Origin of the sequence: Brevibacterium yomogidense (assembly GCF_016107685.1) — a bacterium.
GTDB lineage: Bacteria > Actinomycetota > Actinomycetes > Actinomycetales > Brevibacteriaceae > Brevibacterium > Brevibacterium yomogidense.
In genome coordinates, this window is sequence record NZ_JABASY010000001.1 from 674,851 (window position 1) to 701,442 (window position 26,592).

The 26,592-nt window shown below is 68.3% G+C and carries 23 protein-coding genes; 10 read left to right on the top strand and 13 right to left on the bottom strand.

Going from position 1 to position 26,592, the window contains the following annotated elements:
• Nucleotides 1–13: 13 nt before the first annotated feature.
• The 4 genes from JFC09_RS02845 to JFC09_RS02860 are packed head-to-tail and all read right to left on the bottom strand — an operon-like array spanning nucleotide 14 to nucleotide 4,134.
• A complete protein-coding gene (locus JFC09_RS02845; RefSeq protein WP_198392440.1) occupies nucleotides 14–904 on the bottom strand; it encodes an ABC transporter permease in 891 nt (296 codons plus the stop codon).
• A complete protein-coding gene (locus tag JFC09_RS02850; protein ID WP_198392441.1) occupies nucleotides 901–1,806 on the bottom strand; it encodes an ABC transporter permease in 906 nt (301 codons plus the stop codon). The genes JFC09_RS02845 and JFC09_RS02850 overlap by 4 nt, the downstream gene beginning before the upstream one ends.
• Entirely contained in the window at nucleotides 1,803–2,987 is a 1,185-nt protein-coding gene (locus JFC09_RS02855; protein WP_198392442.1) for a polyamine ABC transporter substrate-binding protein, read from the bottom strand. Before JFC09_RS02855 ends, JFC09_RS02850 begins: the two co-directional genes overlap by 4 nt.
• Nucleotides 2,980–4,134 carry an ABC transporter ATP-binding protein gene (locus tag JFC09_RS02860; protein ID WP_198392443.1) on the bottom strand — a complete coding sequence of 385 codons (1,155 nt, stop codon included), beginning with the start codon at nucleotides 4,132–4,134 and terminating at the stop codon, nucleotides 2,980–2,982. Before JFC09_RS02860 ends, JFC09_RS02855 begins: the two co-directional genes overlap by 8 nt.
• Before the next feature lie 304 nt (nucleotides 4,135–4,438).
• On the opposite strand from JFC09_RS02860, the gene JFC09_RS02865 reads away from it, so the two are divergent.
• Genes JFC09_RS02865 through JFC09_RS02875 form a run of 3 tightly spaced genes read left to right on the top strand, consistent with a single transcriptional unit; the run spans nucleotide 4,439 to nucleotide 7,744 of the window.
• On the top strand, nucleotides 4,439–4,915 hold the full coding sequence (locus tag JFC09_RS02865) for an Lrp/AsnC family transcriptional regulator (RefSeq protein WP_198392786.1): 477 nt from the start codon (nucleotides 4,439–4,441) through the stop codon (nucleotides 4,913–4,915).
• A gap of 41 nt (nucleotides 4,916–4,956) precedes the next feature.
• Nucleotides 4,957–6,324, top strand: coding sequence for an aspartate aminotransferase family protein (locus JFC09_RS02870; RefSeq protein ID WP_232483027.1), 1,368 nt, complete (start codon nucleotides 4,957–4,959; stop codon nucleotides 6,322–6,324).
• Nucleotides 6,325–6,370: 46 nt separating this feature from the next.
• Nucleotides 6,371–7,744 carry an NAD-dependent succinate-semialdehyde dehydrogenase gene (locus JFC09_RS02875; RefSeq protein ID WP_198392445.1) on the top strand — a complete coding sequence of 458 codons (1,374 nt, stop codon included), beginning with the start codon at nucleotides 6,371–6,373 and terminating at the stop codon, nucleotides 7,742–7,744.
• Nucleotides 7,745–8,155: 411 nt separating this feature from the next.
• Here the strand turns inward: JFC09_RS02875 and JFC09_RS02880 are convergent, their stop codons facing one another.
• The 7 genes from JFC09_RS02880 to JFC09_RS02910 all read right to left on the bottom strand — a co-directional run bounded on the left by JFC09_RS02880 (nucleotide 8,156) and on the right by JFC09_RS02910 (nucleotide 14,715).
• Nucleotides 8,156–9,139, bottom strand: coding sequence for a transketolase family protein (locus JFC09_RS02880; RefSeq protein WP_198392446.1), 984 nt, complete (start codon nucleotides 9,137–9,139; stop codon nucleotides 8,156–8,158).
• Nucleotides 9,136–9,999 (bottom strand): transketolase, encoded by an 864-nt coding sequence (locus tag JFC09_RS02885; protein WP_198392447.1) that lies wholly within the window; start codon nucleotides 9,997–9,999, stop codon nucleotides 9,136–9,138. The genes JFC09_RS02880 and JFC09_RS02885 overlap by 4 nt, the downstream gene beginning before the upstream one ends.
• An 82-nt stretch (nucleotides 10,000–10,081) precedes the next feature.
• Nucleotides 10,082–11,515 carry a GntT/GntP/DsdX family permease gene (locus JFC09_RS02890; protein WP_198392448.1) on the bottom strand — a complete coding sequence of 478 codons (1,434 nt, stop codon included), beginning with the start codon at nucleotides 11,513–11,515 and terminating at the stop codon, nucleotides 10,082–10,084.
• A 5-nt stretch (nucleotides 11,516–11,520) separates the two neighbouring features.
• A complete protein-coding gene (locus JFC09_RS02895) occupies nucleotides 11,521–12,405 on the bottom strand; it encodes an NAD(P)-dependent oxidoreductase (protein WP_198392449.1) in 885 nt (294 codons plus the stop codon).
• Between the two features lie 143 nt (nucleotides 12,406–12,548).
• A complete protein-coding gene (locus JFC09_RS02900) occupies nucleotides 12,549–13,259 on the bottom strand; it encodes a FadR/GntR family transcriptional regulator (protein WP_198392450.1) in 711 nt (236 codons plus the stop codon).
• A gap of 124 nt (nucleotides 13,260–13,383) precedes the next feature.
• On the bottom strand, nucleotides 13,384–14,154 hold the full coding sequence (locus JFC09_RS02905) for an SDR family NAD(P)-dependent oxidoreductase (RefSeq protein ID WP_198392451.1): 771 nt from the start codon (nucleotides 14,152–14,154) through the stop codon (nucleotides 13,384–13,386).
• A gap of 357 nt (nucleotides 14,155–14,511) precedes the next feature.
• Nucleotides 14,512–14,715 (bottom strand): hypothetical protein, encoded by a 204-nt coding sequence (locus tag JFC09_RS02910; RefSeq protein ID WP_198392452.1) that lies wholly within the window; start codon nucleotides 14,713–14,715, stop codon nucleotides 14,512–14,514.
• A gap of 324 nt (nucleotides 14,716–15,039) precedes the next feature.
• Between JFC09_RS02910 and JFC09_RS02915 the strand changes: the two genes are divergently transcribed.
• The 6 genes from JFC09_RS02915 to JFC09_RS16305 are packed head-to-tail and all read left to right on the top strand — an operon-like array spanning nucleotide 15,040 to nucleotide 23,055.
• On the top strand, nucleotides 15,040–16,689 hold the full coding sequence (locus JFC09_RS02915; RefSeq protein ID WP_198392453.1) for an ABC transporter substrate-binding protein: 1,650 nt from the start codon (nucleotides 15,040–15,042) through the stop codon (nucleotides 16,687–16,689).
• The gene (locus JFC09_RS02920; RefSeq protein ID WP_198392454.1) at nucleotides 16,686–17,642 is read left to right on the top strand and encodes an ABC transporter permease; all 957 of its coding nucleotides are present in this window, start codon (nucleotides 16,686–16,688) and stop codon (nucleotides 17,640–17,642) included. The genes JFC09_RS02915 and JFC09_RS02920 overlap by 4 nt, the downstream gene beginning before the upstream one ends.
• The gene (locus JFC09_RS02925; RefSeq protein ID WP_198392455.1) at nucleotides 17,639–18,727 is read left to right on the top strand and encodes an ABC transporter permease; all 1,089 of its coding nucleotides are present in this window, start codon (nucleotides 17,639–17,641) and stop codon (nucleotides 18,725–18,727) included. Before JFC09_RS02920 ends, JFC09_RS02925 begins: the two co-directional genes overlap by 4 nt.
• Entirely contained in the window at nucleotides 18,724–20,631 is a 1,908-nt protein-coding gene (locus JFC09_RS02930) for a gamma-glutamyltransferase family protein (RefSeq protein WP_198392456.1), read from the top strand. Before JFC09_RS02925 ends, JFC09_RS02930 begins: the two co-directional genes overlap by 4 nt.
• A gap of 5 nt (nucleotides 20,632–20,636) precedes the next feature.
• Nucleotides 20,637–22,388 carry an ABC transporter ATP-binding protein gene (locus JFC09_RS02935; RefSeq protein WP_332839620.1) on the top strand — a complete coding sequence of 584 codons (1,752 nt, stop codon included), beginning with the start codon at nucleotides 20,637–20,639 and terminating at the stop codon, nucleotides 22,386–22,388.
• A complete protein-coding gene (locus JFC09_RS16305; protein WP_198392457.1) occupies nucleotides 22,381–23,055 on the top strand; it encodes a GntR family transcriptional regulator in 675 nt (224 codons plus the stop codon). Before JFC09_RS02935 ends, JFC09_RS16305 begins: the two co-directional genes overlap by 8 nt.
• 84 nt (nucleotides 23,056–23,139) lie before the next feature.
• Here JFC09_RS16305 and JFC09_RS02945 read toward each other — a convergent pair whose 3' ends face one another.
• Complete coding sequence (locus tag JFC09_RS02945; RefSeq protein WP_198392458.1) at nucleotides 23,140–23,805, bottom strand: YoaK family protein; 666 nt, start codon at nucleotides 23,803–23,805, stop codon at nucleotides 23,140–23,142.
• Between the two features lie 206 nt (nucleotides 23,806–24,011).
• Here JFC09_RS02945 and JFC09_RS02950 point away from each other — a divergent pair, with 206 nt between their 5' ends.
• Nucleotides 24,012–25,730, top strand: a complete 1,719-nt coding sequence (locus JFC09_RS02950; protein ID WP_198392459.1) for an IlvD/Edd family dehydratase — start codon at nucleotides 24,012–24,014, stop codon at nucleotides 25,728–25,730.
• A 35-nt stretch (nucleotides 25,731–25,765) separates the two neighbouring features.
• Here JFC09_RS02950 and JFC09_RS02955 read toward each other — a convergent pair whose 3' ends face one another.
• Nucleotides 25,766–26,542, bottom strand: a complete 777-nt coding sequence (locus JFC09_RS02955) for an HpcH/HpaI aldolase family protein (protein ID WP_198392460.1) — start codon at nucleotides 26,540–26,542, stop codon at nucleotides 25,766–25,768.
• Between the last annotated feature and the right edge of the window lie 50 nt (nucleotides 26,543–26,592).

A 26,592-nucleotide genomic window follows, 5' to 3' on the forward strand; every position in this document is an offset into this window, starting at 1 on the left:
TTCCGGCGGGGGATCACCCCGCCATGGTCTTGATGATCTCTGTGGACGACGATCCGGAGCGCCGCAGCACGTACCCGACGACACCCAGGGCGAACAGGGTGAGCAGGAGCATGATCGTCGACATCGCCGCGACCTCCGGCCGCAGTGCGACGCGGACGGACGCGAAGATGTAGACCGGCCACGGGGTGTAGCCGGGCTGCTGGACGAAGCTGGACAGGATCGTGTTGTCGAGGCTGAGTGTGAACGACATGAGTGCTCCGGCGAGCACCCCGGGTGCGGCGATCGGCAGGGTCACGTCGCGGAACGCCTGCCAGGGGCTCGCCCCCAGGTCACCGGCGGCCTCCTCGAGGGACGTGTCCACGCCCGCCATCCGCGCACGGACGATGAACGTGACGATCGCCATCGAGAACATCGCGTGCGACACGACGAGCCGGACCATGCCGTTGCTGAACGGGGTGAGGCCCGCGTCGACCCCCAGGGTGACGAACCAGGGGAGGAACGCGATGCCGTCGACGATCTCCGGGGTGACGAGCGTGAAGACGAGGACCCCGGTGAGGCCCAGCGCCCACCACGCGCCGCCGCGTGCCCGGGCCAGCGCGATGCCGCCCACGGTGCCGAGGATCGTCGACAGGAGCGCCGCCCCCACCGCCGCCTGCAGCGACGTGACGACGGAGGACACGATGATGTCGTTGTTGACCGCGTTGACGTACGCGCCGAACCCGAATCCGGACCAGCGGGCCAGGACTCGTCCGCTGTTGAACGAATAGGCGACGATGACCGCGATGGGGGTGAAGAGGAAGACGAAGACGATCGCTCCCCACACCGCGAACAGGGTGTTGCGCAGCCGTGCGCGCTTCTGGCCTCCGTAGGAGCGGGTCCGCCCGCCCGTGTGCGTCGTGCTCATGCCGGCACTCCTTCCAGCTGGACGCGGGTGAGTCGGTGGAACAGGGCGCGGCCGGCCCACAGCAGCAGTCCTGCCACGGCGACCACCAGGAGGGTGACGGCCATGAGGGAGACCGCCATCGCGGAGCCCAGCGCCCAGTTCTGGGCCGTGTTGAACTGGTTCGCGATGATCTGGCCGATCATCGAGCCGCTCGCACCGCCCAGGACGGACGCGGTGATGTAGTCACCGGTGAGCGGGACGAACACCAGCACGCAGCCGCTGATGACGCCGGGCATCGCCAGCGGCATCGTCACGCGGAAGAACGTGGAGATGCGGCCTGCGCCCAGGTCGTAGCTGGCCTCCCGCAGCCTGACCCCCGCGGTGTCCATCGCGACGAACAGCGGGAGGATCATGAGCGGCAGGTAGTTGTAGACGACGCCGATCTGGACGGCGGAGCGCGTGTAGAGGATGTCCAGCGGTGCGGCGAGGACGCCCAGCGCCTGCATCCAGTCGGACAGGAACCCGTCGGGCGACAGCATGATCTGCCAGCCCAGGGTGCGGACGAGGAAGTTCGTCCAGAACGGCACCATGACGAGCGCGAGCATGAGGCCCCGCCGCTCCGGTGACACCTTCGTCGCCAGCCAGTAGGTGAAGGGGATGGAGATGGCCAGGCACAGGAGCGTGCCGACGATCGAGATCCGCAGGCTGGCGAGCAGCGTGGAGAGGACCGCCCCGGAGAACACCTCCCCGTACCGGTCGAAGCTCAGCTGGTCGGTGGCGACCGTCGTGTACTCGTCCGGCTTGTGGCCGAAGCTGTAGAAGAGGACGAGCGACACGGGGACGACGAAGAAGAACACGACGTACGCCCATGTAGGGAAGGCCAGTGCTCCCGGCCCCAGGACTCTTGCAGCCAGTCGTCTCATGCTCCGCTCCTCGCCTGGGCGTCGGTGAAGATCTCCACGCGACGCTGCTGTCCGCTGTTGAATTCGCTCGCGACCAGCCGGTCGAGCACCTCCTGCGGTGGGAAGACGATCTCCGGGTAGTCGAACTCGTCCTCGACCGCCGGGTCGGCGAGCACGCTCGATCCCGTGTGGTAGCCGATGTAGTCGACCTGTGCCAGGGCCTGGTCCGGTCCGATGATGTAGTCGATGAACGCGTGTGCCGCGTCCGGGTTGGGCGCCCCGGTGGCCAGGCACCAGTTGTCCATCCAGAGGTTGGCGGTCGGGGTGGGGAACACGAACTTCCAGCGGTCGGGGTCCTCGGCCTCCATGATCCCCTGGCGGGCGTCGCCGTTGTACGCCTGCATGAGGACGAACCCGCCCTGCGCCATCGCCGTGTTCGCGTTGCCCAGGTAGGCGCGTGCGGTGGGCGCCAGCTGCTCGACGACGATCTCCGCGGCTTCGTCGAGCTCCTTCTCGTCGACCGTGTTGAGGTCGTAGCCGAGGGCCCCCAGCGCGATCGAGACGAGCTCCCACGGGTCCTCCAGCAGCATCGTCGTGCCGTCGGCCTCCGCCTGTGCGACGTCGATGAAGTCCTGCCAGCTGGTGAGCTCCCGGTCGACGACGGTCGTGTCGTAGACGAACCCGGTCGTGCCCCACGCCTTGCAGACGGAGTAGTCGTTGTGGGGGTCGAAGTCCTGCCCCAGGAAGTTCGGGTCCATGTGCTCGATGTTGGGGATGAGGGACAGGTCGAGCTTCTGGATGAGTCCGTGCTCCGCCATGTCCGGGACCCGCAGCCCGGTCGGGACGACGACGTCGTAGCCGGAGGTGCCGCGTGCGGCGGCGAGCTTCGCGATGAGCTCTTCGTTGGAGCCGTACGCGTCGACCTGCAGCTTCACGCCATGCGCGCCGGACCACGCGTCGAGCACGTCCGGGTCGTCGTAGTCGCCCCACGAGTACACGTTGAGCATCGATTCGAGCCGTCCGTCCGCCTGCGGGCTGGTCGCGACGCGGTCGCCCGTCTGGCAGCCGGCCAGCAGTCCCAGCCCCGCGGCACCCGCTCCCGCGAGCAGTCCGCGTCGACTGAAACCGCCGCCGAGGCCGCCGCCGGCTCCCAGCCTGCGGATCACCTGCCGTGGTGCCAGGATCGACATGCGCTCACTCATCGCGGAACACCTGCACTGCCTCGGGCGCCCAGCTCAGCTGCGCGCGATCGCCTTCGTGGACCCCCGCCGTCGTCGTGAAGGGGACGCGGGCCAGCACCTCCGGGCCGTGGTCCAGCCGGACGAGGTACTGGACGACGTCGCCCAGGAAGGATTCTCCGACCACCACGCCGGAGGACGTGTTCGGAGCCGTCGCCGCCCCCGCGAAGGGGACCACGCTGATGGATTCGGGACGGATGGCAGCGCGAACGCGCGTGCCGGACGCCATCCCGGCCACGGCCTCGGCGGTGGTCTCCAGGGGAGTGTGGTCCGTGGTGAGGGGGACGGCCCGCCCGTCTGCGGCCGGGCTGCCCACCTGCGCGTCGACGAAGTTCTGCTTGCCGATGAAGCCCGCGACGAACGAGTTGGCGGGGCGCTGGTAGATCTCCTCCGCACCGCCCACCTGCTGGATCTCCCCGTCGCTCATGACGACGATGCGGTCGCTCATCGCGAGCGCCTCCTCCTGGTCGTGCGTGACGAACACGAAGGTGAGGCCCAGATCCGTGTGGAGACGGATGAGCTCCAGCTGCGTCTCCTCCCGCAGCTTCCGGTCGAGCGCGGACATCGGCTCGTCGAGCAGGAGGACGCGCGGCCTGTTCACCAGGGCGCGGGCCAGCGCGACACGCTGCTGCTGACCGCCGGACATCATGGTGGGCTTCCGCTCCGCGAACCCGCGCATGCGGACCATCTCCAGCGCCTCCGCCACGCGGGTCGCGATGTCCGCCTTCGGCACCTTCGCCCGCTTGAGGCCGTACGCCACGTTCTCCGCCACCGTGAGGTGAGGGAAGAGCGCGTACGACTGGAAGACCGTGTTGACGGGGCGGCGGAACGGCGGCAGCGCCGTGAGGTCCTCGCCGTCCAGCTCGATCTCCCCGTCCGTGGGGTGCTCGAAGCCCGCGATCATGCGCAGGAGCGTCGTCTTCCCGCAGCCGGACGGGCCCAGGAGCGAGAGGAACTCGCCGGCCCGGACCTCGAGGTCGACGCTGCGGATCGCGGTGTGCTCGCCGAACTGCTTCCGCACTCCGCGCAGCGAGAGCGCTCCGCCTGTGGGCGATGCTGCTCTGTCGGTGTGGGTGAGTGCCCTGTCGGCACTGGCCTCATGTGTCGTCACTGTCGTGTCCTTCCGGGGAAGCGTGCTCCGGTGGTCGAGTGGCGGCTCGCAGTCACACAGCTCCGTGTGACCCACGCCATGTCGGTGACGTCACGCTAGCATGTCCCGGCCGAGCGGACAACGGTTTGCGTTTCGATAACTGTTCTTGGAAGCGGGATCCGTCGTGGTCTGGGGGTTGCAAGGACGGAATCCGTGAGCGATAGTGTGTGGAGGGAGGTGCGCAGTGAGCGACAACGGACAGGGCGCGGGCGGACGTCCCGGCGGACCCGCAGAGTTGCGGGCGGCGGGGTCACCCGTCCGGGCAGTGGGATCGGACCGGCATGCGCGGTTCGGCGATGTCGACCTCGACGAGAAGTCGAAGGCGATCATCGAGGTCCTGCAGCATGACGGCCGCAGACCCTATGCGGAGATCGGCAGAGAGGTCGGGCTGTCGGAGACGGCGGTCCGCCAGCGGGTCGCGCGGCTCGTGGAGAACGGGACGATGCAGATCGTCGCCGTGACGAACCCGCTCCAGCTGGGATTCCAGCGTCAGGCGATGATCGGCGTGACCGCGACCGGCGATCTGAGGGAGACCGCGCGAGCACTGGAGGAGCTGCCGCAGGTCGACTACATCGTCCTCACCGCGGGCCGTCACGACCTCCTCGTCGAAGTCGTGTGCGCCGACGACGACGAACTGCTCGACGTGCTGGGGAGCGTCCGCGCCCTGCCGCACGTCCAGCGCACGGAGACGATGACCTACCTCAAGGTCTGGGACCAGATCTACAACTGGGGGACACGATGAGTACGGACACGATGAGAACGGGCACGATGAGAACGGGCACGATGAGTACAGACATGCAGGCCGGCATCCGCGATCACCTGTGGATGCACATGGCCAATCAGAAGCACCTCTACGAGGGCGGGCGCACCCCCGTCATGACGCACGGAGAGGGCGTGTACCTCTTCGACGACGAGGGGAACCGCGTCCTCGACGGACTCGCGGGGCTGTTCACCGTCCAGGTGGGCCACGGCCGTGAGGAGATCGCGCAGGCGGCGTACGAGCAGACGAAGAAGCTCGCCTTCATGCCGCTGTGGTCGTACGCGCACGAACCGGCGATCGAGTTGGCGGAGCGGCTGGCACGGTACGCGCCGGGAGACCTCAACCGCGTCTTCTTCACCTCCGGCGGCGGAGATTCCGTCGAATCCGCTCTCAAGCTCGCGAAGAACTACTTCCAGCTGCAGGGGAAGGCCGGCAAGCACAAGGTGATCTCGCGGGCCACCGCCTACCACGGCACTCCGCACGGCGCGCTGTCCGTCACGAGCCTGCCGGGGCTGCGCAACCAGTTCGCGCCGCTGGTGCCGGGTGCCCACAAGGTGCCCAACACGAACTTCTACCGCGCGGACGACCGGTTCGCGGGCGACGAGAAGGCGTTCGGCCGCTGGGCGGCGGACCGGATCGCAGAGGCGATCGAATTCGAGGGCGCGGATTCCGTCGCCGCGGTGTTCGTCGAGCCCGTCCAGAACTCCGGCGGATGCTTCCCGCCGCCGCCCGGCTACTTCGAGCGGGTGCGGGAGATCTGCGACGAGTACGACGTTCTGCTCGTGTCGGACGAGACGATCTGTGCGTTCGGGCGGGTCGGTTCGATGTTCGCGTGCGACGACTTCGACTACGTCCCGGACATCATCACGTGCGCGAAGGGGATCACGAGCGGGTATGCGCCGCTGGGCGCGATGATCGCCTCCGACCGACTGTTCGAGCCTTTCGGCCGCGGCGGGGAGACCTTCTACCACGGCTACACGTTCGGCGGACACCCCGTCGCCTGCGCCGTGGCGATGGCGAACCTCGACATCTTCGAGAAGGAGGGGCTGAACGCCCGGGTCCACGAGAAGGCGGGCGCGTTCCGCACGACGCTGGAGAAGCTGCACGACCTCCCGATCGTGGGCGACGTGCGCGGAGCCGGCTACTTCTACGGCATCGAGCTCGTGAAGGACAAGGACACGAAGGAGACGTTCACGGAGGAGGAGTCGGAACGGATCCTCAAGGGCTTCGTGTCGCAGGCGCTCTACGAGGGCGGGCTGTACTGCCGTGCGGACGACCGGGGCGACCCGGTCATCCAGCTGTCGCCGCCGCTCACGTGCGGTGAAGAGGAGTTCGACGAGATGGAGCGGATCCTCCGGTCCGTCCTCACGCAGGCGTGGGACAGGATCTGAGGATGCCGACGGCCCGAGTTGTGACGGTACGAGGAGGGATCATTCGATGAGCCAGGGATATCGCGTACAGGATCCGACGACCGGGGAGGTCGTCGAGGAGTTCGACACGATCGCGGATGCGCAGCTCGACACGGTGCTCGCGACCGCCGTCGACGCTCAGACGGAATGGGCGGCGAAGACGATCGAGGAGCGTGCGGAGGTGGTCCGCGCGATCGCGGACCTCTTCGAGGAGCGCAAGGACCGGCTCGCCGCGATCATCGGCGAGGAGATGGGCAAGCGGGCGTCGGAGGGCGTCGAGGAGGCGGAGTTCTCCGCGGAGATCTTCCGCTACTACGCGGACAACGCGGCGACGCTCGCGGCGGAGCAGCCGATCGAGACGCCCAGCGGTTCCGCTGTGCTGCAGCGGCTGCCCGTGGGCGTGCTGCTGGGGATCATGCCGTGGAACTTCCCCTACTACCAGGTGGCACGGTTCGCGGCGCCCAACCTCATGCTGGGCAACGGGATCATCCTCAAGCACGCGGAGATCTGCCCGCGGTCCGCTGCCGCGGTGCAGGACATCCTCACGACCGCGGGGGTGCCGGAAGGCGTCTACACGACGGTCTACGCGAGCCACGACCAGGTGTCCACGCTCATCGCGGACCCGCGGATCGCCGGCGTCTCGCTCACCGGTTCGGAGCGGGCAGGTGCGCAGGTTGCCGCGCAGGCGGGACAGCACCTCAAGAAGGCCGTGCTGGAGCTGGGCGGGTCCGATCCGTACGTCGTGCTCGACACGGACGACGTGGCGGAAGCGGCGGCCACGGCGTGGGGCACCCGCATGTACAACACGGGGCAGGCCTGCAACTCGAACAAGCGGATGATCGTCATGGACGACATCTACGACGACTTCGTCGCTGAGCTCACGAAGCTCGCGGAGCGGATGCGTCCGGGCACGTGGAAGGAGGACGACGAGGACGTCTACCAGCCTCTGTCGTCCCGGCCCGCGGCAGAGAAGCTCGCCGAGCAGCTGGAGCGGGCGAAGGCCGCAGGTGCGCAGGTGCGCACCGGTGGTGAGCTGTCCGCGGACGGCGCGTACGTGTCGCCTGCCGTGCTCACGGACGTGCCGCGCGGTACGGAGATCTACTACGAGGAGCTGTTCGGCCCGGTCGCGACGGTGTTCCGGGTGGCCAGCGACGAGGAGGCACTCCAGCTCGCCAACGATTCCCAGTTCGGTCTGGGAGGGGCGGTCTTCTCCACGGATGAGGCACGTGCGAAGCGTGTGGCATCCGGGTTGGAGGTCGGCATGGCGAACGTCAACACCCCGGCGGGTGAGGGCGCGGAGCTCCCGTTCGGTGGGGTGAAGCGGTCCGGCTACGGCCGCGAGCTGGGCCCCGTCGGCATGGACGAGTTCGTCAACAAGCGCCTGTACTACGTGGAGGGGTGAGCTCGTCCGGCGTCGTGGGGTGACCCTGTAGGTACCGGAGGGGTGACGGCGGGAGGGCTGCGGGTCAGCCCTCCCGCCCGATCGTCTCCGCGATCCATGCGGGCGCGTAGGGCGACGTGCAGCTCGGGGGAGTGGGGTAGTCCTCGAGAACCTCCTGCTGCCCGACAACGCGGGCAGGTCCAAGCCTTCCGGGTCCTTCACGACACGGTTCGCCGTGAACGCCCACGCAGCGCTCTCCACATCGGGATCCGTATCGCGGTGCCATGCCAGGCGCAGAGGCTCCGCGTGCCTGCTCTTCTGCACGACGTAGCTCACGAACCAGTCGTGCGCCTTGGGAGTGCGGGTCTGCCGGATCATGGCGGGAGGGTGACCCGGCCCCGCAGGCCCGCACGAGGCGCAGCGGGAACCGGCTCAGAGGAGTGCGCGTACTCGCTGCACGATGCTGCGACTGCTGACTCCGTAGCGCTCCTGCAGCGTGGGCAGCGCCCCTGCGTCGAGGAACTCGTCCGGAAGTGCGACAGGAGTGACCTTCTTGAACGTTCCACTGAGAGCCAGTTCGTGTGCGACCGCGTCGAAGAGCCCTCCGATCACCGTATGGTTCTCCGCAGTGAGTACGAGCCTGTCCTTCGCGATCTCCGCGAGGACCGTGTCCGTATCGAAGGGTTTGAGAGTGGGGGAGTGGAGGACGGCGACCTCGACTCCGTCGACCTCGAGCTGCTTCGCCGCCTCGAGCGCGTTCTCCGTCATCAGTCCGGTCGAGATGATGAGGACGTCGTTCCCGTCCCGCAGGAGCTTTGCCTTCCCGAGCTCGAATTCGTAGTCGTACTCGTCGAGAACAGTGGGAACCCTGCCCCGGAGGATCCGCGTGTAGGTCGGTCCGGGGTGCGCGGCGAGCTGCGGCACTGCTTGCCGGATGTCGACGGAGTCGCACGGGTCGACGATGGTCAACCCGGGGATCGACCGGAGGAGCGAGACGTCTTCCGTGGCCTGGTGTGAGGGGCCGTAACCGGTCGTGAGCCCCGGCAGCGCGCACACCATGTTCACGTTGAGCCCGGGTTCAGCGATGTCGAGGAGCAGGAAGTCGTACGCCCGGCGGGTCGCGAAGACGGAGTAGGTCGACGCGAATGGCGTGAATCCCTCCATCGCCAGGCCGGCCGCGGCTCCGAGCAGGGCCTGTTCCGCCATGCCCACCTGGTAGAAGCGATCAGGCATCTCATCACGGAAGATGTGGAGGTCCGTGTATTTCGCGAGGTCCGCGGAGAGGCCGACGATGCTGTCGTCCGTCCGGGCGAGGTCGATGAGGGCGTGGCCGAGCGGAGCGCTGTCCGTGCGCTGCCCCTCCTTCGCAATCGAGGCGTCCATGGCGCCGGACGTGAGCTTTGTGGTTGCGCTCATGCTTCGAAGTCCTCCTTGAGCTGTACGCGTGCCAGGTCCCATTCGTCGGCCGACACCTTCATGAAATGGAGCTTCTCCCTCTGTTCGAGGAACTTCACGCCGCGACCCAGTTGGGTGTCCGCGATGAGGACACGGGGGCGCGGCGCATCGAGAGAGCGCAGCTCCTCGAGGTGGGTGAGCACCTCCGCGACAGAGTTGCCGTCGCAGCGGCGAACCTCCCATCCGAACGCCGTGAACTTGTCGGTGACGGATTCCATCGACAGCATGTCGGTGCTCTTCCCGTCGGCCTGCTGGTCGTTGAAGTCGACGATCGCGATGAGGTTGTCGAGGCGGTGGTGAGTGGCGACTGCGGCGGCCTCCCAGGTAGACCCCTCACCGAGCTCCCCGTCGGACAGCAGGTTGTAGACGAAGGAGCCCGATCGCTTGCGCTTGAGGCCCAGGGCCACCCCATTGGCGATGACGAGTCCGTGGCCGAGGGACCCTCCGGAGATCTCCACGCCCGGGGTGTACGTCCGCATCGACGACATCGGGAACCGCGAATCGTCGGCGGCGTAAGTCTCGAGCTCTTCCTGAGGGAAGAACTTGGCCTCGACGAGCGCAGCGTACAGCGCGATGGCGTAATGACCGATCGACAGCAGGAACCGGTCGCGTCCCTCCCACTCCGGGTGCTGTGGGTCGAGGGTCAGCTGATCGGAGTAGAGCACGGCGAGGACATCCGCGATGTCGAGCGCCTGGCCGATGTACCCCTGTCCCTGGACTTCCGCCTGGGTCAGAGCGTTCTGCCTGATCCGATAAGCGGCCTCCCTGATGCGGGTGACGCGCTCCTCCGCGATCGGCGTGGCGTCGTGCTGTGCTGTCATCGGTGTCCTCTCTGAGAATGAGTGCGGTGGAAGAGGGCTTGCAGGTGTCCCGGTGTTCTTGCACGACACGCGGTACGTGCTCTCACGCGAAGATCCAGGCGACACCCACGACGAGTCCTCCTGCGACGCCGAGTGCGGTGACGAGAACCGACCACGTGCGGAGGCCATCGAGAACGGACAGGCCGAGGTAGCGGGTGACGATCCAGAACCCGGAGTCGTTGATGTGGGACAGGGTGATGGCGCCGCAGCCGATCGCCAGATTCAACAGCGCGACCTGGTAGCTCGAGTAGTCTCCGGCTGCGATGGGAGCTGCGAGCAGGCCAGCTGTCGTGATCGCGGAGACGGTCGCTGATCCTTGCGCGGCACGGAGGACCGCCGCGAGGACGAAAGCGAGGAGGATGAGGGGGAAGCCGAGGGCCGTGAACAGGTCGGCCACAGCCTCGCCGATGCCGGTTTCGTTGAGCACCGCGGCGAAGACTCCTCCGGCGCCGGTCACGAAGACGACGATGGCGGCGGGGCCGAGCGCGCCGTCCATGAGCTCACCCATGCGCGAGACGCTGTAGCCACTCGGGATCGCGAGGACGATGAGCCCCACGAGCGCGGAGACGAGGAGTGCGAAGGCCGGCGCGCCGATGAGTGACAGCATGGCTGCCGCAGTCGTTCCCTCGTCGACGAACGAATTCCCGATGGTGCCCGTTCCGATCATGAGGACGGGGAGGACGATCACGAAGAGCACGGCAGCGGCCGAAGGCTTCCTGGTCTGCTCGCGTGCGCGGGTGCGGACGAAGTCCCCGTCCTCGGGCCCGTGCAGATGATTCGCGGCCGATACGGCGGCTCCCTCCGCGCCGGCGCCTTCCGTTCCGAAGGTGTCGTAATTGTGCTTGGTGTCCGGGAGCATCTCGAAGTCGTGCGCCGTCAGCCTGCGTGAGACGAGATACCCGACGATCCCCACGGGGACGCACAGTGCAAGACCGAGCAGGGTGATGAGACCCATGTCTCCGTTCGTGATCTGCGCGCTGCCGACGATGCCGGGGTGCGGCGGCACCGTGACGTGGACGAAGAGCATGAGGGCGAGCGGCAGGCCGAACGCCAGAGGCGACTTCATCCCTGCGGCGCGCGCGAAGCTGTAGACGATCGGCACCAGGATGATGAACGCGACGTCGAAGAAGATCGGAATCGAGATGATGCAGCTCGCGATGGTCAGTGCGGGTGCGACGCGAGTGGGTCCCAATGCGCGTGTGAAGGTGCGTGCGAGGACTTCGGCTCCGCCGGTCTTCTCGACGATCGCGCCGAGCATCGCGCCGAGGCCGACGAGGAGCGCGACATTGCCGAGAGTGCTCCCCAGGCCTTCCATGACGAGGGGGATGACATCCGCAGGGCCGATCCCGGCCACGAGTGCGGTCGCGATGGACACGATGAGCAGCGAGAGGAACGCCGGCAGCTGCACCCGGATGACCATGACGAGCAGGAGCAGCACGGCGACGACGGCCGTGACGATGAGGAACAGCGGTGACATGGGGCTCACTCCTCGTCGAGGTAGGTGCGGATGACCTGGGAGTCGTCCCTCGCGGTGAGCCCGGCGTCGGCGGCCCTCACGAAGCGGTCCCGGGCTGCGCGCACGAGGGACGCGTCGAAATCGAGTGACTCCGCGATGTCCGCCACAAGGCCGGAATCCTTCACGAAGATGCTGACCGCGCTCGTGACTTCTGCGTCGAGCCCTTCGAGCATGCGGGGTCCGCGGTCGCCGAGCATCCACGAGCCGCCCGCCCCGGTCTGCACAGCGTCGAGGGCGGCGTGGGGGTCGAGGCCGAGCTTCTCGGCGAATGCGAGCGCTTCTGCGGCAGCTGCGAGGTGCACCGAGCAGAGCAGCTGGTTGACGGCCTTGAAGGACTGGCCGTCACCGATCCGAGTTCCTGCGGATACGACACGGCCGAAGGCGGACAGGAGCTCTTCGTGCTCGGCGATGAGGTCAGCAGGTCCCGACGCGAAGAGTGTGAGTGCGCTGCGCTTGGCGCCCGCAACGCCACCTGTGACCGGCACGTCGAGGATGCGAACAGCGGCCTTCTCGGCGATCCCGGCCGTGGCGACGACGGCTTCGGGTCCCACCGTGCTCATCACGATGAGGGTTGACCCCGGGCGCATCCGGGCGATCAGCCCGGAGTCGCCTTCGACTGCGGTGCGCAGCTGTTCCGGCGTCGCGACCATGACGACGACGACGTCCGCCTCCGCAGCGGATGTCGGGGTGGCTTCGACGTCGAGTCCCGCAGCGGATGCGCGTTCGCGGGACGCCTCGAACGGATCGACACCGGTCACTGAGGCGCCGAAGGATTTCAGCTGGAGCGCCATCGGCAGTCCGATCGCGCCGATACCGACGAAGGACACTCGCGGGGGAGTGCTGAACGACATTGTTCCTCCTGGGGTTCGCGTCCACCCGCAAGGCGAAGCGGGATCGTGGTCAGACCATATTGGTCTGACCAATCAGGATCAGTAAAGCACTTCGTGAGAATGAGCGCAATGATCGATTCCGGCGGGGAGGGTGTCCGTGATGATCAGGCGAGGAGGCCGCGATGGACGTCGAAGTGAAGGCGGATCGCCGCCGAGATCGCGGTCGGGTGGCCGGATTCGAGAGCGGTGACGATCTCTTCGTGCACGCTGTCGGTCCGGAATACTTCGGGTTTCGAGCCGCCGTTCGCGGCCGTTTCCGCGGCAAGCGCGTGTCTGCGACGGTCGAGGATGTCGGAGCGCAGCGCGCCGTCGAGGCTGTCGATGACGAAGGTGAGGAGAGCGTTGTCCGCCTGCCGGAGGAGGAGGCGGTGGAACGCGAGATCGGCCTCGCACCCAGCGGCCGCGTCTCCGTTCGCGGAGGCGGCGTGCATGTCGTCGATGAGTGCTCGCAGCTGTGCGGCGATGCCCTCTTCCAGGGGGGTGCTCAGCTGAGGGAGGACCCCGATCTCCAGCATCTCGCGGAATCTCTCGATGTCGTCGATCGGCAGCTGGCCCGACTTCTCCATGAGTGTGAAGACGTTGGACTTCTCGTCGGCGTCCGGCACGCGGAGGACTGTGCCGGAGCCCTGGACGCGCGAGAGGAGGCCGACGGTCTGCAGGCCGGCCAGATACTCGCGCACCCGGGGTCGGCTGAGATTGGTGAGCGCTGCGATCTCCCGTTCGGTGGCGACGCGAATGCCGTCCTCCGTGGGGCGTCCCGTGGCCGCGAGCACTTCGACGAAGTCCGCTGCGGACTCGATCTGCCTGGGTTCCATCGTCCTTCCGTTCGTCTGGGCGCGGAAGCGGCAGAGCGGAGCCCGGTCGGCGTTCCCGTCCTGCGGCATCCGAGCCGGTGCCAAGGTCGACCAATGGTCTCATGCGGGTGAGCCGACCGCGGCTTCACGTCATGTGCAGCCCGCCGTTGATGTGCACGGTCTGACCGGTGATGAGCGCGGCCTCCTCGCTCACGAGGTGGCGGATCGTGGCGGCGACGTCCTGCGGCGTCGCGATCGCGTCGAGCACGGAATCCGCGGCCATGCCCTCCTTGCGCTCGGGTGTGAGCGTCCCTCCCATGAGGTCCGTGTCGACCGGGCCGGGGGCGATCGCATTCGCGGTGACGCCGCGGCGTCCGAGCTCGCGAGCGATTCCGCGCATGAGGGCTTCGACGGCCGCTTTGGAGGCGGAGTACGGGGTCTTCGAGTACGTCCCGCCCCCACGATGCGATGAGACCGAGGACAGTGAGACGATCCTTCCGACCCCGTTGTCCGTGAGCGTGCGTGCGACGCGTTGGGTGACCCAGTGGACGGCGTCGAGGTTGGCGGTGAGCACGTGCCGCCACTCTTCCGGCTCGACTTCGAGGTACGGGGTCGGGGACGAGACGCCCGCGCAATTCACCAGTGCGACGATCTGTGGTGCGGAGGCTTCGATCGTGTCGATCGCCCTGCTCGCTTCGGCGCGATTCGCGAGGTCCGCGCCGGCTCCGACCGCTCGGACCGCGTGCGCTGCTGAGATCTCCGCCGCGAGCCGCTCGGCCTGGTCTGCGTGACGGGCGATGAGCCCGAGGTTCCACCCTGCCTGTGCGAGCACCCACGCGGTGCGGCGTCCTATGCCGCGTTCGGACCCCACTCCCGTGATGATGGCGGTTCGTCGGGCGGGGAAAGCGGACGGCATGGCGGTCTCCTCGGGGTTGGTGGGCAGCACAGTGGACGGAAGCGACAGTACATCTCAGCGTCCGCAGGGCACGAGCGACCGGGGGCGCCGCCGTGCTCATGTTTGCAAGACATGCAAGATCATGTGAATGCATCCGCCCTGTGCTCGCGTCTCCTCAGTGTTTCATCACAGGGTTCCCATTGCTGTGACCGAAAACAGGCGTGACTCCAGTTCCAAGGGCTGCATCATGAAGGGTCAAGACATGGCCATCTCGCACCTGTGATGCTGAAGAGGGGGCGCGTGTTCCCACTGAGGGCGGAATCACCGAGGAGGCACTCGACAGCATTGCCTTCACTGCAGAGGGGCCGGTGTCGGTCTTCACGAGGGTCCCCTGTGACCGTGATCATCTGGGGAGTCTGCTTGATCGCTCCGACCAAGAAATGCCCGAACTGGTATCGCGAGAAGGACAAATCCGATCATCAGTAATACGTTGAACGGGCTGTCGAAATAGAAGAATACCGATGCGGACAGGGCGAACGCCAGGGGGAACGAGCAGAGAAACAATATGATCTTCTTGTTCATTGCGGGCGACCTCCATTCTCGACTCGACGCTACGCCTGGCGCGCCCCGCGCGTCGACGGGCGCATTCGCCTATTCGGGTGAATGCAGGTAGATCCGCCACGGCACCACTCGATCATGCTCTGGCTCAGCGTCACCGTTGAGGGCCCCACCAGGGCTGAGCCGCATCGCGCAGAGGCAGGCACAGCAGCTGACCCTGCCGCATCGCAACGAAAACCCCACGACCATCCCACTCTGCAAGAAGGCCTTCACGCCGCGCACTCAGAAGATGTATACAAAACATGCACGATCATGTGAATGTATCCAATCCACTCGAGTGAGGACCGCATGGGCGACCGAACACGTCGCAGGATCCGGTGGCGCGCGCTGCTGCCGACCGCAGGGATGACGGCCGTGGCCGTGGCGCTGTCCGCCTGCGTGCCGCTGCAGGAACTGGGCGAGCCGCCCCAGCGGGAGGACGTCCTCTCCGTCGACTTCGGCGATCGTGCGCCGCAGGACGGCGGCACGCTCGTCATGGCGCTGTCGTCGGAGCCGGACCGGCTCGACCCGACCACCTCGACCTCGCTCTACACGCGCTACGTCATGCAGACGATGTGCGAGAAGCTCTACGACATCGACGAGGACGGCGACGTCGTGCCGATGCTCGCCTCCGACCTGCCGCGGATCTCCGACGACGGCCTCACGGTCGACATCCCGCTGCGCGACGACGAGGTGCTCTTCGCGGACGGCACGGACTTCGACGCGGACGCGGTCGTCACGACGCTCACCCGGAACGTGTTCGACGAGGACTCGATGCGGACGTCGGAGATGGGCCCGGTCGACGACATCACGGCGCTCGACGAGGACACGGTCCGCGTCACCTTCGAGACCCCCTTCGCCCCCTTCACCGCCGCGCTCGCGGACCGTGCGGGCATGATCATGTCGCCCACGGCGCTCGAGGAGAAGGGCGACGGGTTCGGCGACGCACCCGTCTGCGTGGGCGCGTTCGCCTTCGAGGAGCGCATCCCGCAGACGTCCATCAGCGTCGTGGCGGACCCCCACTACTACGCGCGGGAGGACGTCCACCTGGACCGCATCGAGTACCGGATCATGACGGACGCGAACATCCGCGCCGCGAACATCCGGTCCGGCGACGTGCACATCGCGGACAAGATCTCCCCGCAGGACTTCGACGCGCTCGAGCAGGAAGCGGACATCGGCACACTGCAGGTCCCCTCGCTGGGCTACCAGGGACTCACGATCAACCTCGAGAACCAGAACGAGGGCGTCGAGCCCACACCGCTGGCAGAAGAGAGCGAGATCCGCCGAGCGCTGTCGATGGCGGTCGACCGGGAGGCCCTCGTCAACACGGTCTTCAACGGCTGGTACCTCCCCGCCTGCTCGGGGGTCCCCGACACGTCCCCGTACACGTCCGAGGCCAGCCAGGCCTGCCCGGAGTACGACCCGGAGCAGGCGCAGCAGATCCTCGAGGACCTAGGTGTGGAGACGCCCTTCCCGATCAGCATGAAGGTGACGAACACGCAGGACTCACTCCGCTACGCGCAGGCGCTGCAGGCGCAGCTCGCGGAATCCGGCTTCTCCCTGTCGATCACCCCCGTCGAGTACACCGCGATCCTCGACGCGCAGGACCGCGGCGACTTCGAGGCGATCCAGCTGGGCTGGTCGGGTCGCGTCGACCCCCACGGCAACCTCTACTCGTTCCTCTACACGGGTGGCGGCAACAACTACACCGGTCTGGACGACGAGGAGATGAACGGCCTGCTCGACGAGGCCGCGGAGCTCACGGACACGGACGACCGCGCGCAGGCGTACGGGGAGGTCGCCCGTCGCTCCCACGAGACGAACTCGATCATCTACCTGTACCGCGAGCGGTATCTCACCGCGTACACGGAGGACCTCGCCGGCGTGCAGGTGTACGCGGACGGTGTCGTCCACCTGTCCCATGCCGGGTTCGTCGCAGAGGAGGACGACCGATGATCCGCTTCACGGCCGTGAAGATCGGCGAGGCGCTCATCACGTTCTTCCTCGCGTCGATCGTGATCTTCGTGGGTGTCCGCTCCCTGCCGGGCGATCCCGCGCTCGCGATGGCGGGGGAGGAAGCCACCCCGGAGAAGGTCGCGCAGATCCGCGCTGACCTGGGCCTCGACGAACCGCTCATCGTCCAGTTCTTCCGCTTCCTCACGAGCCTCGTCACCGGGGATCTGGGCGAGTCGACGCGGACGGGGCAGGCGGTGACGGAGATGATCGCGTCGACGCTGCCGGTCACCCTGTGGCTGTCCGTCTACGCGATCGTCGTCGCGGTCGTCGCCGGCATCGTGCTGGGCATGCTCGCGGAGAGGTTCCGGGGGCGCCTGCCGGAGGCGTTCGCGAACGCGGTCGCGCTCATCGGCCTGTCCGTCCCGAACTTCTGGCTGGGGCTGCTCGCGATCCTGTTCCTCGCGGTGGGGCTGGGCTGGTTCCCGGCGTCCGGCTACGTGGACGTGCTGTCCGATCCGCTGCGCGGGATGTACTACCTCACGCTGCCGGCCGTCATCCTGGGCACCAGCCTCGCTGCGGTCATCACGCGGCAGACGCGAGCGTCGATGATCGAGACGATGGGCACCGACTACGTGCGGACCGCCCGGGCGAAGGGCCTGTCCCGTCCCCGGATCCTCGTCCGCTACGGACTGCGGAACTCCCTCATCGTGCTCGTCACGATCATCGGTCTGCAGCTGGGCGGACTCATTTCCGGCGCGGTCGTGACGGAGCGGATCTTCGCGCTGCCGGGTCTGGGCAAGCTCACCCTGGACGCGGTGTTCGCCCGCGACTACCCGGTGATCCAGGCGGTCGTCCTCGTCATCACTGTGGCGTACATCGTCATCAACCTGGCCGTCGACCTCCTCTACTCGGTCATCAACCCGACGATCCGGACAGGAGCACAGACCTCATGACTGCGCCCATCGTCACCGCCGAAGCCGGCACACGGTCCGCTGCGCGGTCCCGCCGCCGAGGCGCCCTCGCCTCCGTCGTCCGCACTCCCCTGGGGCTGGTGGGCACCGTCCTCCTCGTCCTCACGGTCGTCGTCGCGGTCTTCGCGCCCCTGCTGGCGCCATCCGGCTTCTCCGAGACGCGGTTCGCGTACCCGTACCAGGTCCCCGGCACCGTCGGTCACCTGCTGGGCACCGACGATCTGGGCCGTGACGTGCTGTCGAGGCTCCTCTTCGGCATCCGCGCCTCCATGCAGGTGGGGCTGCTGGCGGTGGGCCTCGCCGTCGTGGTCGGCACTCCGCTGGGACTGCTGGCCGGCTACTGGAAGGCGTGCGACCGGGTCATCTCCCGGCTCACGGACGTGGCTCTCGCGTTCCCGTTCCTCATCCTCGCGGTGGGCTTCGTCGCGATCGCCGGCGCCAGCCTCACGAGTGCGGCGATGGCGCTGGGGATCGCGCAGATCCCCACGATGATCCGCGTGGTCCGGGGCGAGACGATGCGGCTGAAGAGCGCCGACTTCGTCAAGGCCGCGATCGCGATGGACTCGAGCGTGCCCCAGATCCTCGTGACGCACATCCTGCCGAACGCGGTGAGCGCGATCATCGTCCAGGCGACCGTCATCATGCCGACGGCGGTGATCGGCGAATCGATGCTGTCGTTCCTGGGGCTGGGCATCCAGCCGCCCAACCCCAGCCTGGGCATCATGCTGTCCGACGCGCAGCAGTACATCTACCGGGCACCCGCGGCCGCCGTGTTCCCCGGCCTCGCGATCCTCGTCATCTGCCTCGCGTTCAACCTGTTCGGCGACGCGCTGCGGGACGCGCTGGATCCCGGCTCCGCCCGGACCCGCACGGGCAGGCGGAAGCGGAAGAGGGCTGCCGCTGCGGGAACGGCGGTGGTGTCCCACACTGGAAGCACAGCAGCAGCGCCGCGCACGAGCCCGGACACCGCGCCCGCACACACGACCCGGGACGCAGTCACGGGTGCAGACACGGATCACTCCGCAGACCACTCCACGGACCACGACACAGAGGGAGACCACCGATGACGGCATTCGTCACACCCGATGAGTTCACCACCCGACCGACCCTCGAGGGCACCTTCGGGATGTCCGCCTCGACCCACTGGATCGCGACAGCGGCGTCGCAGGCGGTGCTGGAGCGCGGCGGCAACGCGTTCGACGCGGCGACCGCCGCCGCGTTCGTGCTGCACGTGGTGGAACCCCACCTCAACGGACCGGCCGGCGACATGACCGGCCTCTTCGCGACAGCGGAGGACCCCGGCACGCCCGTCGTCATGATGGGCCAGGGTTCCGCCCCCGCCGGCGCGACGATCGAGCACTACACGTCCCTGGGCCTCGAGCTGGTGCCCGGTGCCGGTGCGCTCGCCTCCGCGATCCCGGCCGCCGTCGACGCGTGGCTGCTGCTCCTCCAGGAGCACGGCACGTGGGAGCTGGCCGACGTCCTGGAATTCGCAATCGCGTACGCGGACGAGGGTCACCCGGTCCTCGCCCGCACGTGCGGCCAGATCGCCGCGGTGAAGGACCTCTTCACGGAGCACTGGCCCACGAGCGCGGCGCTCTGGATGCCGGAGGGGCGCGTGCCGGAGCCGGGCGAGATCATCCGCAACCCCGAATACGCCCAGGTGCTGCGCGACCTGCTGGCGGCCGGGGACGGTCGCGACAGCCGGGAGGACCGGATCGCCGCCGCGCGCGAGGAGTGGCGCACCGGACGGGTCGCGCGCCTCGCATCCGAGTTCGTCCGCACACCCCACCGGCACTCGGACGGCGGGGACTACGCGGGCGTCCTCACGGAGGAGGACTTCGCCGGGTCGTCCGCACGCTTCGACGAGGCCGCGACGATCGAGTTCCGCGGGTACACGATCGCGAAGGTCGGCACGTGGAGCCAGGGACCGGTCCTCCTCGAGGCCCTGCGCATCCTCGACGGGTTCGAGGACGAGCGCCTGGACCCGTCGACGGAGATCGGCGCCCACACGATCATCGAGGCGCTCAAGCTGGCGCTGTCGGACCGCGACGTGCACTTCGGGGACAACGACCTCGACCTCGCGGAGCTGCTGTCCGAGGAGTACATCGCGCAGCGGCGTGCGCTCATCGGCGACACCGCCTCGGCCGAATTCCGGCCCGGCACACCCGGTGGTCGCGAGGGCCACCTGCCTCCGCTCGTCACCGCAGACGAATTCGCCGCGCGGTTCGGCGGTGACACGACCGCAGCGGGCGGCGGCGAGCCCACCGTGCCCGGAGCCTCCGGCGGCGCATCCGCCGTGGCGAAGGCGTTCGCCGGCGGTTCGGGACACATGTTCGCCGTCACGGAGGCGGAGCCGGGTGCCGACGGCAGCGGCGCGGTCCGCGGCGACACGTGCCACATCGACGTCGTCGACCGCTGGGGCAACATGATCTCCGCGACGCCGTCCGGCGGCTGGCTGCAGTCCTCCCCGGCGGTCCCCGGACTGGGCTTCTGCCTGGGCACCCGCCTGCAGATGACGTGGCTCGACGAGGATTCGGCGCAGCCGCTCACACCGGGCCGCCGCCCCCGCACCACCCTGTCGCCCACCCTCATCCTCAAGGACGGGAAGCCGGTCATCGCGCTGGGCACCCCCGGCGGTGACCAGCAGGACCAGTGGCAGCTGCTGCTCGTCCTCCGCCTGATCGTGGGCGGGTACGCACCGCAGGAGGCGATCGACGCTCCCGCACTCCACACGACGTCGATGGCCGGGTCCTTCTGGCCGCGCACGTGGACGCCGGGCGGAGTGGTCGTCGAGGACCGGCTGGGCGACGACGTCATCGCGGGCCTCGAGAAGCGCGGCCACGTGGTGACCCGCGCGGGCGACTGGGCGCTGGGCCGCCTGTCGTGCGTGACGCGTGATCCGGAGACGGGACTCATGACGGCCGGAGCGAACCCCCGCGGCGCCCAGGGCTACGCGGTGGGACGGTGACACCGGTGAGCGGTGACTCGGTGCCCGCCGGTGAGCAGGGCCCCGGCGACGGCCCAGGGGATGGTGGCCGGGGCCTCGGCGGTTCCCGACACGTCGATGGTGACCGGGACCTCGGCGGCGGTGAGCCCGTGCTGGACGTCCGCGGGCTCACGGTCGCATACGGGCGGACGGAGGTGCTGCGGGACGTGTCGTTCCGCCTCGCGGCGGGGGAACGGATCGGGATCGTCGGGCAGTCCGGGTCCGGCAAGTCGACGACCGTCGGCGCGGTGCTGGGGCTGCTCCCCGGCATGGGGCGCGTGACGCGCGGGACGATCGCCTACCGCGGTGAGGACATCACGGACGCGTCGGAATCCCGGATGCGGCAGCTGCGGGGCAGATCCATCGCGCTCGTGCCGCAGGACCCCATGACCAACCTCAACCCGTCGATGCGGGTGGGCGATCAGATCGCGGACGCGCTGCGGACCTACGGTGTCCGCGGCGCGGAGGTCACCGCCTCCGTCGTCCGCCTCATGGAGGAAGCGGGGATCGGCGACGCGGAACGGCGGCGCAAGCAGTTCCCCCACGAGTTCTCCGGCGGCATGCGGCAGCGCGTCCTCATCGCGATCGCGCTGGCCGGGGACCCGGACCTCATCATCGCGGACGAACCGACCTCCGCGCTGGACGTCACCGTCCAGAAGCAGATCCTCGACCACCTGCAGCGGCTGGTCGACGACCGGGGGATGTCGCTCCTCTTCATCACCCACGACCTGGGGGTCGCCTCCGACCGCACGGACCGGATCCTCGTCATGCACGACGGCGAGGTCGTCGAGGACGGCCCGCCCGCCCAGGTGCTGTTCCACCCGCAGGACGACTACACGGCCCGCCTCATCGCGGCCTCGCTCACCCTCGCGGTCCCGCCGCAGGACGAGGGCGCGGCGGTGACCGGGGCCTCGGGCGCGGGAGGCGGAGACGGGGCCTCGGGAGCGGTACCGGACGATGCGGTGCTCGTCGTAAGCGACCTCACGAAGCTCTACCGGATCCGGGGACGCAAGGAGGACCTGCGGGCGCTGGACGGGGTGAGCTTCACCGCCGCGCGGGGGAAGACCACCGCGATCATCGGCGAATCCGGGTCCGGGAAATCGACGACGGCGAAGATCGTGCTGGGGCTGGAGACGGCGACGTCCGGCACCGTCGTGCTCGACGGGACGGCCGCGGACAGCGGGTCGCGAGCGGACCGCTCCCGGCTGCGCCGCTTCACGCAGCCCGTCTTCCAGGACCCCTACTCGTCGCTCAACCCCACGAAGACGATCGAGCGCATCGTCGCGGAACCGCTGGACGTGTTCCGGATCGGGACGCGGGCGCAGCGGCGCGGGCGGGTGAGCGAGCTGCTCGACCAGGTCGCCCTGCCGCAGTCCGCACTGCAGGCGAAGCCGGGCGAACTGTCCGGCGGCCAGAGGCAGCGGGTCGCGATCGCCCGGGCCATCGCGAGCAGCCCCGAACTGCTCGTGTGCGACGAGGCGGTGTCCGCCCTGGACGTGCTCGTGCAGGAGCAGATCCTCGACCTCCTGCGCTCCCTGCAGGCCGACCTGGGCCTGTCCTGCCTGTTCATCACCCACGACCTGGCGGTCGTCGCGGACTTCGCGCACGACGTCGTCGTCATGCGGGCCGGGCAGGTCGTGGAGCGCGGGGACGTGCGGACGGTCATCGAGGAACCGGCGCACGAGTACACTCAGAGCCTCATCGCCGCCGTCCCAGGAGAGCAGCTCACCCGTGTCTGATCCCGTCGCCGTCCGTGTCACCCAGCGGGTGCGTGCGGACATCATCTTCGGGGTCATCCCGCCCGGCACTCGGCTGACGGAGAAGCTGCTGTCCGAGCAGTACGAGGTGTCGCGGGTGCCCGTGCGGGAATGCCTGCGCGCACTCGAGGCGGAGGGTCTCATCGACGTCCGCCCCTACGCAGGTGCGACGGTCGTCGAACCGCAGCCGCAGGACCTCGACGCGCTGTTCGACGTGCGGCTCACGCTCGAGGGCGAGATGGTGCGCCGCACCGCGCGGCGCGCGAAGGCGCAGCTGGAGCAGAACGGGCCGGACGAGGAGTGGTGGGCGCTGCGGCGGGAGATCGGGCGCGTCCTCGACGAGGGCGACGCCGTCCTGCGGGACGGCCGCCCCGACGAGCTGCCCGGACTCAACCAGCGCTTCCACTCGCTGCTGGCGGACATGAGCGCCTCCCCGTCCCTGTCGGGGATCCTCCGCCAGGTGTCGGGGAAGATCGAGCGACTCTTCGCCGCGACCCGGACCTACCGCGGCGATTCCGCGTGGAGCGAGCACAAGGAGATCCTGGCGGCGGTCGACGCGGGCCGTGACGAGGAGGCGGGAGAGCTCATGACCGCGCACCTCGAACGGTCCCGGACCGGGCTGCGCAGGGGTGTGCCGCAGCCGGAGTGAGGTTCAGTCCAGGTGGCGTCACCCAGGCGAGTGGTCGGCGCCGGGACGAGGGCCCGGGGCAGTGACGACCGCATCGGGCGCGGGTCAGTCGAGGTGGCGGGTGCGGTGACCGATCACGGCGACCGCCAGGATGATGACGGCGGTGACGAGGACTCCCAGCCAGAGGTTCGCCTGGAGCGTGACAGCACCCACGAGCGCTCCCACGAGGATGCCCGCGACAGCGAGGAGGCGGCGGGGCCACTTGTCGCCCGTACCGCCGGCGAGCCGCGACTCCGACGCCAGCCCCACCATGGTCGAGGTGACGACGACGGTCGTGACGTCCGTGACGCCGATCTTCCGGGCCGCCGCCGCCTGCATGCCCATGACGAGCGCGAGGACGGACGTCGTGATCGTGCCGATGACGTGGTTCACTTCCGGGTCCCCCACGAGGACGAGGCCCGTGAGCGCGAAGCAGCCGATCGCCACGGCGACCATGACACCGGTCGTGCGGGTGGTCCACTCGCCCTTGGGGGAGGGTACGAGGATCCGGCCCGCGATGACCGCGCCGATGAGGAACGCGAAGAACGCGAGCGCGGGGCGCAGGACGGGGATGCCCGGAGCACCCGCCAGACCCATGCCGAGGATGACGACGTTGCCGGTCATGTTCCCGGTGAACACCTTGTCGTAGCCCAGATAGCCCACCGCATCGACGATTCCCGTCGAGAACGTGAGGGTGAGCATGAGGATGAGGTGCATGCGCGACTTCGTCATGCGGGAATTGTATACAAACAAGTCTTGCTGTCTGTGGGGCTGTCCGCATGCTGGTGAGGCGGGGTGGAAGGGAGCCTCGGTGGACGTATGGGGTAATGCTCATTGCGTATGGGACGGGTAGTCGTCGCTGGTTAGGCTCAGCGCAGTGACAGCGATTCTTCAGCCCCGCATGGACGGCGAAACCCTCCCAGCAAGACAGGTGTGCAATGGCATTCGACCAATCAGAACTGAGAAGCGCGAGATGGTTCGACCGGGGGGATCTGAAGACGTTCGGCCACGTGTCGCGACTCAAGCAGATGGGGTACGACGAGGAGGACTTCCGTGGTCGACCGATCATCGCGATCCTCAACACGTGGAGTGACATCAACCCGTGCCACTCACACTTCCGAGACCGGACCGAACACATCAAGCGAGGAGTCGTCCAGGCGGGAGGATTCCCCCTCGAGCTGCCCGCGATCGCACTCGCGGAGAACTTCCAGAAGCCGACGACGATGATGTACCGGAACATGCTCGCGATGGAGGCCGAAGAGCTCCTCCGCTCGTACCCCGTGGACGGCGCGGTGCTCATGGGCGGTTGTGACAAGACGACGCCCGGTCTGCTCATGGGTGCCATCAGCATGGACCTGCCGGCGGTCTTCTTCCCCGCAGGCCCCATGATGAAGGGCTGCTGGAAAGGCGAAGCCCTCGGCAGCGGATCCGACGCGTGGAAGTTCTGGGACGAGTACCGCGCGGGGAACATCGGCGAATGCGACCTGCGCGGCGTCGAGTCGGGGATCGCCCGCACGCCCGGACACTGCATGACGATGGGCACCGCATCGACGATGACCTCGATCGCAGAAGCCCTGGGCTTCTCGCTCCCCGGGGCGGCGTCGATCCCCGCAGTCATGGCCGACCATTCGCGTATGGCGACCCAGTGCGGACGCGCGGCAGTGGATGCTGTCACCGCGAACCGGCGACCCTCGGACATCCTCACCGACGACTCCGTCCACAACGCCGCGATCACCGCACTCGCGCTGGGCGGTTCGACGAACGTCGTCATCCACCTCATCGCGATCGCACGACGGGCGGGCCTGAACACCAGCACGGAACTGTTCGACGCGCTCGCGGCACAGGTGCCGCTGCTTGCGAACATTCGACCCGCAGGAGCGCACCTGATGGAGGACTTCTACGACGCGGGAGGCCTCACCGCGCTCCTGGAATCCCTGCGCGACCTGCTCCGGCCACACGCCCTCACCGTCAACGGGAAGACGCTGGGGGAGAACATCGCAGGTGCCGAGGTCCACGCACCCGACGTGATCCGCGACCGGACGAACCCCGTGTCGACGACTCCGGCGCTCAGGGTCCTCACCGGCAACCTGTGCCCTGACGGTGCACTCATCAAGCCCTCCGCGATGGACCCGGACAAGATGCACCACGTGGGGCCGGCACTGGTCTTCGACGACTACGCGGAGCTCAAGGAGCGCATCGAGGACCCGACGATCGAGATCACCGAGGACACCGTCCTCGTCCTGCGGGGCGCGGGACCGGTGGGTGGGCCCGGAATGCCCGAATGGGGGATGCTGCCGCTGCCCACACGACTGCTGGAGCAGGGGATCAGAGATCTCGTGCGGATCTCCGACGCGCGGATGTCGGGGACCAGCTACGGGACGTGCGTCCTCCACGTCACGCCGGAATCCGCCGTGGGTGGTCCCCTCGCCGCTCTGCGAACCGGGGACCAGGTCCGGCTCGACGTGACCGCCGGCACGCTTGACGCACTCGTGACGGACGACGAGTGGGAGAAGAGACTCGCCGCGGTGGCCCCCGGCGTCTTCGACGGGGACCGTGGATATCTGCGCCTCTACCGCGCACACGTCGGACAGGCCGACGCCGGATGCGACTTCGACTTCCTCGCGGGTGTGGGGAACCCGGAACCCGACATCCACTGACGCGGGTGGTCCGAGTGCGGCGTGGCCAGGCAGAATCAGGTGCCGCTCGGGCCTCCCGCATCGCCCCGTGAGACCGCGAGATGATGCGCGGCAGCCGCGCACAGGTGGTTCAGATCGTTGGCGATCGTCACATGGCGGAATCCGACTGCCCGTCGGGCCCGGGCGACCTCCCCGCCGGCGGTGTGGATGACGACAGTGATGCCGGCGGCATCCGCGGCGTGCAGGATCCTCTGCAGCGCCGCATCGAACTCCTCGGCGATCGCAGGGTCTCCCAGGCCGTAGCCACCGAGTCCGATCGAGAGGTCGTTCGGCCCGATGTAGAGCCCGTCGAGTCCGGGAGTGGATGCGATCGACTCAACCTCCTCGAGACCGTGGCGGGTCTCGATCATGCAGAGGACGACGGTGCTCTCGTTGATCTCCTCGAGTGTCCCCGTGAGGAACTCCGAGGTGCGAGCGACACCGCGTGACCGCAGACCCAGGGGAGGGTACTTCGACGCGGCCACAGCGGCCTCGGCCTCGGTCCTCTCGTTGACCAGCGGAACGATCACGCCCGCTGCACCCGTGTCCAGCGCGCGACCGATCTCCCCGATCGTGCAGTCGGAGACCCGCACGAACGCGGGGATTCCGCCGACTTCCACAGCCCGCACGGAATCGGCGAGGTCGTGGGCGCTGTAGGAGCCGTGCTGCGCGTCGAGGACGACGTAGTCGTATCCGAGACCTGCGAGGCGTTCCAGCTGCAACGTTCCGGCGGCCATGGCGAAGTAACCGGTGGTCGGATCTGTCGACGTGAGGCGGCTGATGAGGGTGTGCATGTGTCTCCTTCGTAGACTTCACTGTAGGGGGTGGCGTGGGACCGCGTTCT

Excerpts from the sequence above, each read along its gene's own strand:
- JFC09_RS02950 (WP_198392459.1), top strand. The coding sequence starts at position 24,012 with ATGGCATTCGACCAATCAGAACTGAGAAGCGCGAGATGGTTCGACCGG.
- JFC09_RS02845 (WP_198392440.1), bottom strand. The coding sequence starts at position 904 with ATGAGCACGACGCACACGGGCGGGCGGACCCGCTCCTACGGAGGCCAG.
- JFC09_RS02850 (WP_198392441.1), bottom strand. The coding sequence starts at position 1,806 with ATGAGACGACTGGCTGCAAGAGTCCTGGGGCCGGGAGCACTGGCCTTC.
- JFC09_RS02885 (WP_198392447.1), bottom strand. The coding sequence starts at position 9,999 with ATGACAGCACAGCACGACGCCACGCCGATCGCGGAGGAGCGCGTCACC.
- JFC09_RS02910 (WP_198392452.1), bottom strand. The coding sequence starts at position 14,715 with ATGAACAAGAAGATCATATTGTTTCTCTGCTCGTTCCCCCTGGCGTTC.
- JFC09_RS02920 (WP_198392454.1), top strand. The coding sequence starts at position 16,686 with ATGATCCGCTTCACGGCCGTGAAGATCGGCGAGGCGCTCATCACGTTC.
- JFC09_RS02875 (WP_198392445.1), top strand. The coding sequence starts at position 6,371 with ATGAGCCAGGGATATCGCGTACAGGATCCGACGACCGGGGAGGTCGTC.
- JFC09_RS02880 (WP_198392446.1), bottom strand. The coding sequence starts at position 9,139 with ATGAGCGCAACCACAAAGCTCACGTCCGGCGCCATGGACGCCTCGATT.
- JFC09_RS02925 (WP_198392455.1), top strand. The coding sequence starts at position 17,639 with ATGACTGCGCCCATCGTCACCGCCGAAGCCGGCACACGGTCCGCTGCG.
- JFC09_RS02915 (WP_198392453.1), top strand. The coding sequence starts at position 15,040 with ATGGGCGACCGAACACGTCGCAGGATCCGGTGGCGCGCGCTGCTGCCG.
- JFC09_RS02945 (WP_198392458.1), bottom strand. The coding sequence starts at position 23,805 with ATGACGAAGTCGCGCATGCACCTCATCCTCATGCTCACCCTCACGTTC.
- JFC09_RS02890 (WP_198392448.1), bottom strand. The coding sequence starts at position 11,515 with ATGTCACCGCTGTTCCTCATCGTCACGGCCGTCGTCGCCGTGCTGCTC.
- JFC09_RS02930 (WP_198392456.1), top strand. The coding sequence starts at position 18,724 with ATGACGGCATTCGTCACACCCGATGAGTTCACCACCCGACCGACCCTC.
- JFC09_RS02905 (WP_198392451.1), bottom strand. The coding sequence starts at position 14,154 with ATGCCGTCCGCTTTCCCCGCCCGACGAACCGCCATCATCACGGGAGTG.
- JFC09_RS02955 (WP_198392460.1), bottom strand. The coding sequence starts at position 26,542 with ATGCACACCCTCATCAGCCGCCTCACGTCGACAGATCCGACCACCGGT.
- JFC09_RS02870 (WP_232483027.1), top strand. The coding sequence starts at position 4,957 with ATGAGTACAGACATGCAGGCCGGCATCCGCGATCACCTGTGGATGCAC.
- JFC09_RS02900 (WP_198392450.1), bottom strand. The coding sequence starts at position 13,259 with ATGGAACCCAGGCAGATCGAGTCCGCAGCGGACTTCGTCGAAGTGCTC.
- JFC09_RS02895 (WP_198392449.1), bottom strand. The coding sequence starts at position 12,405 with ATGTCGTTCAGCACTCCCCCGCGAGTGTCCTTCGTCGGTATCGGCGCG.
- JFC09_RS02855 (WP_198392442.1), bottom strand. The coding sequence starts at position 2,987 with ATGAGTGAGCGCATGTCGATCCTGGCACCACGGCAGGTGATCCGCAGG.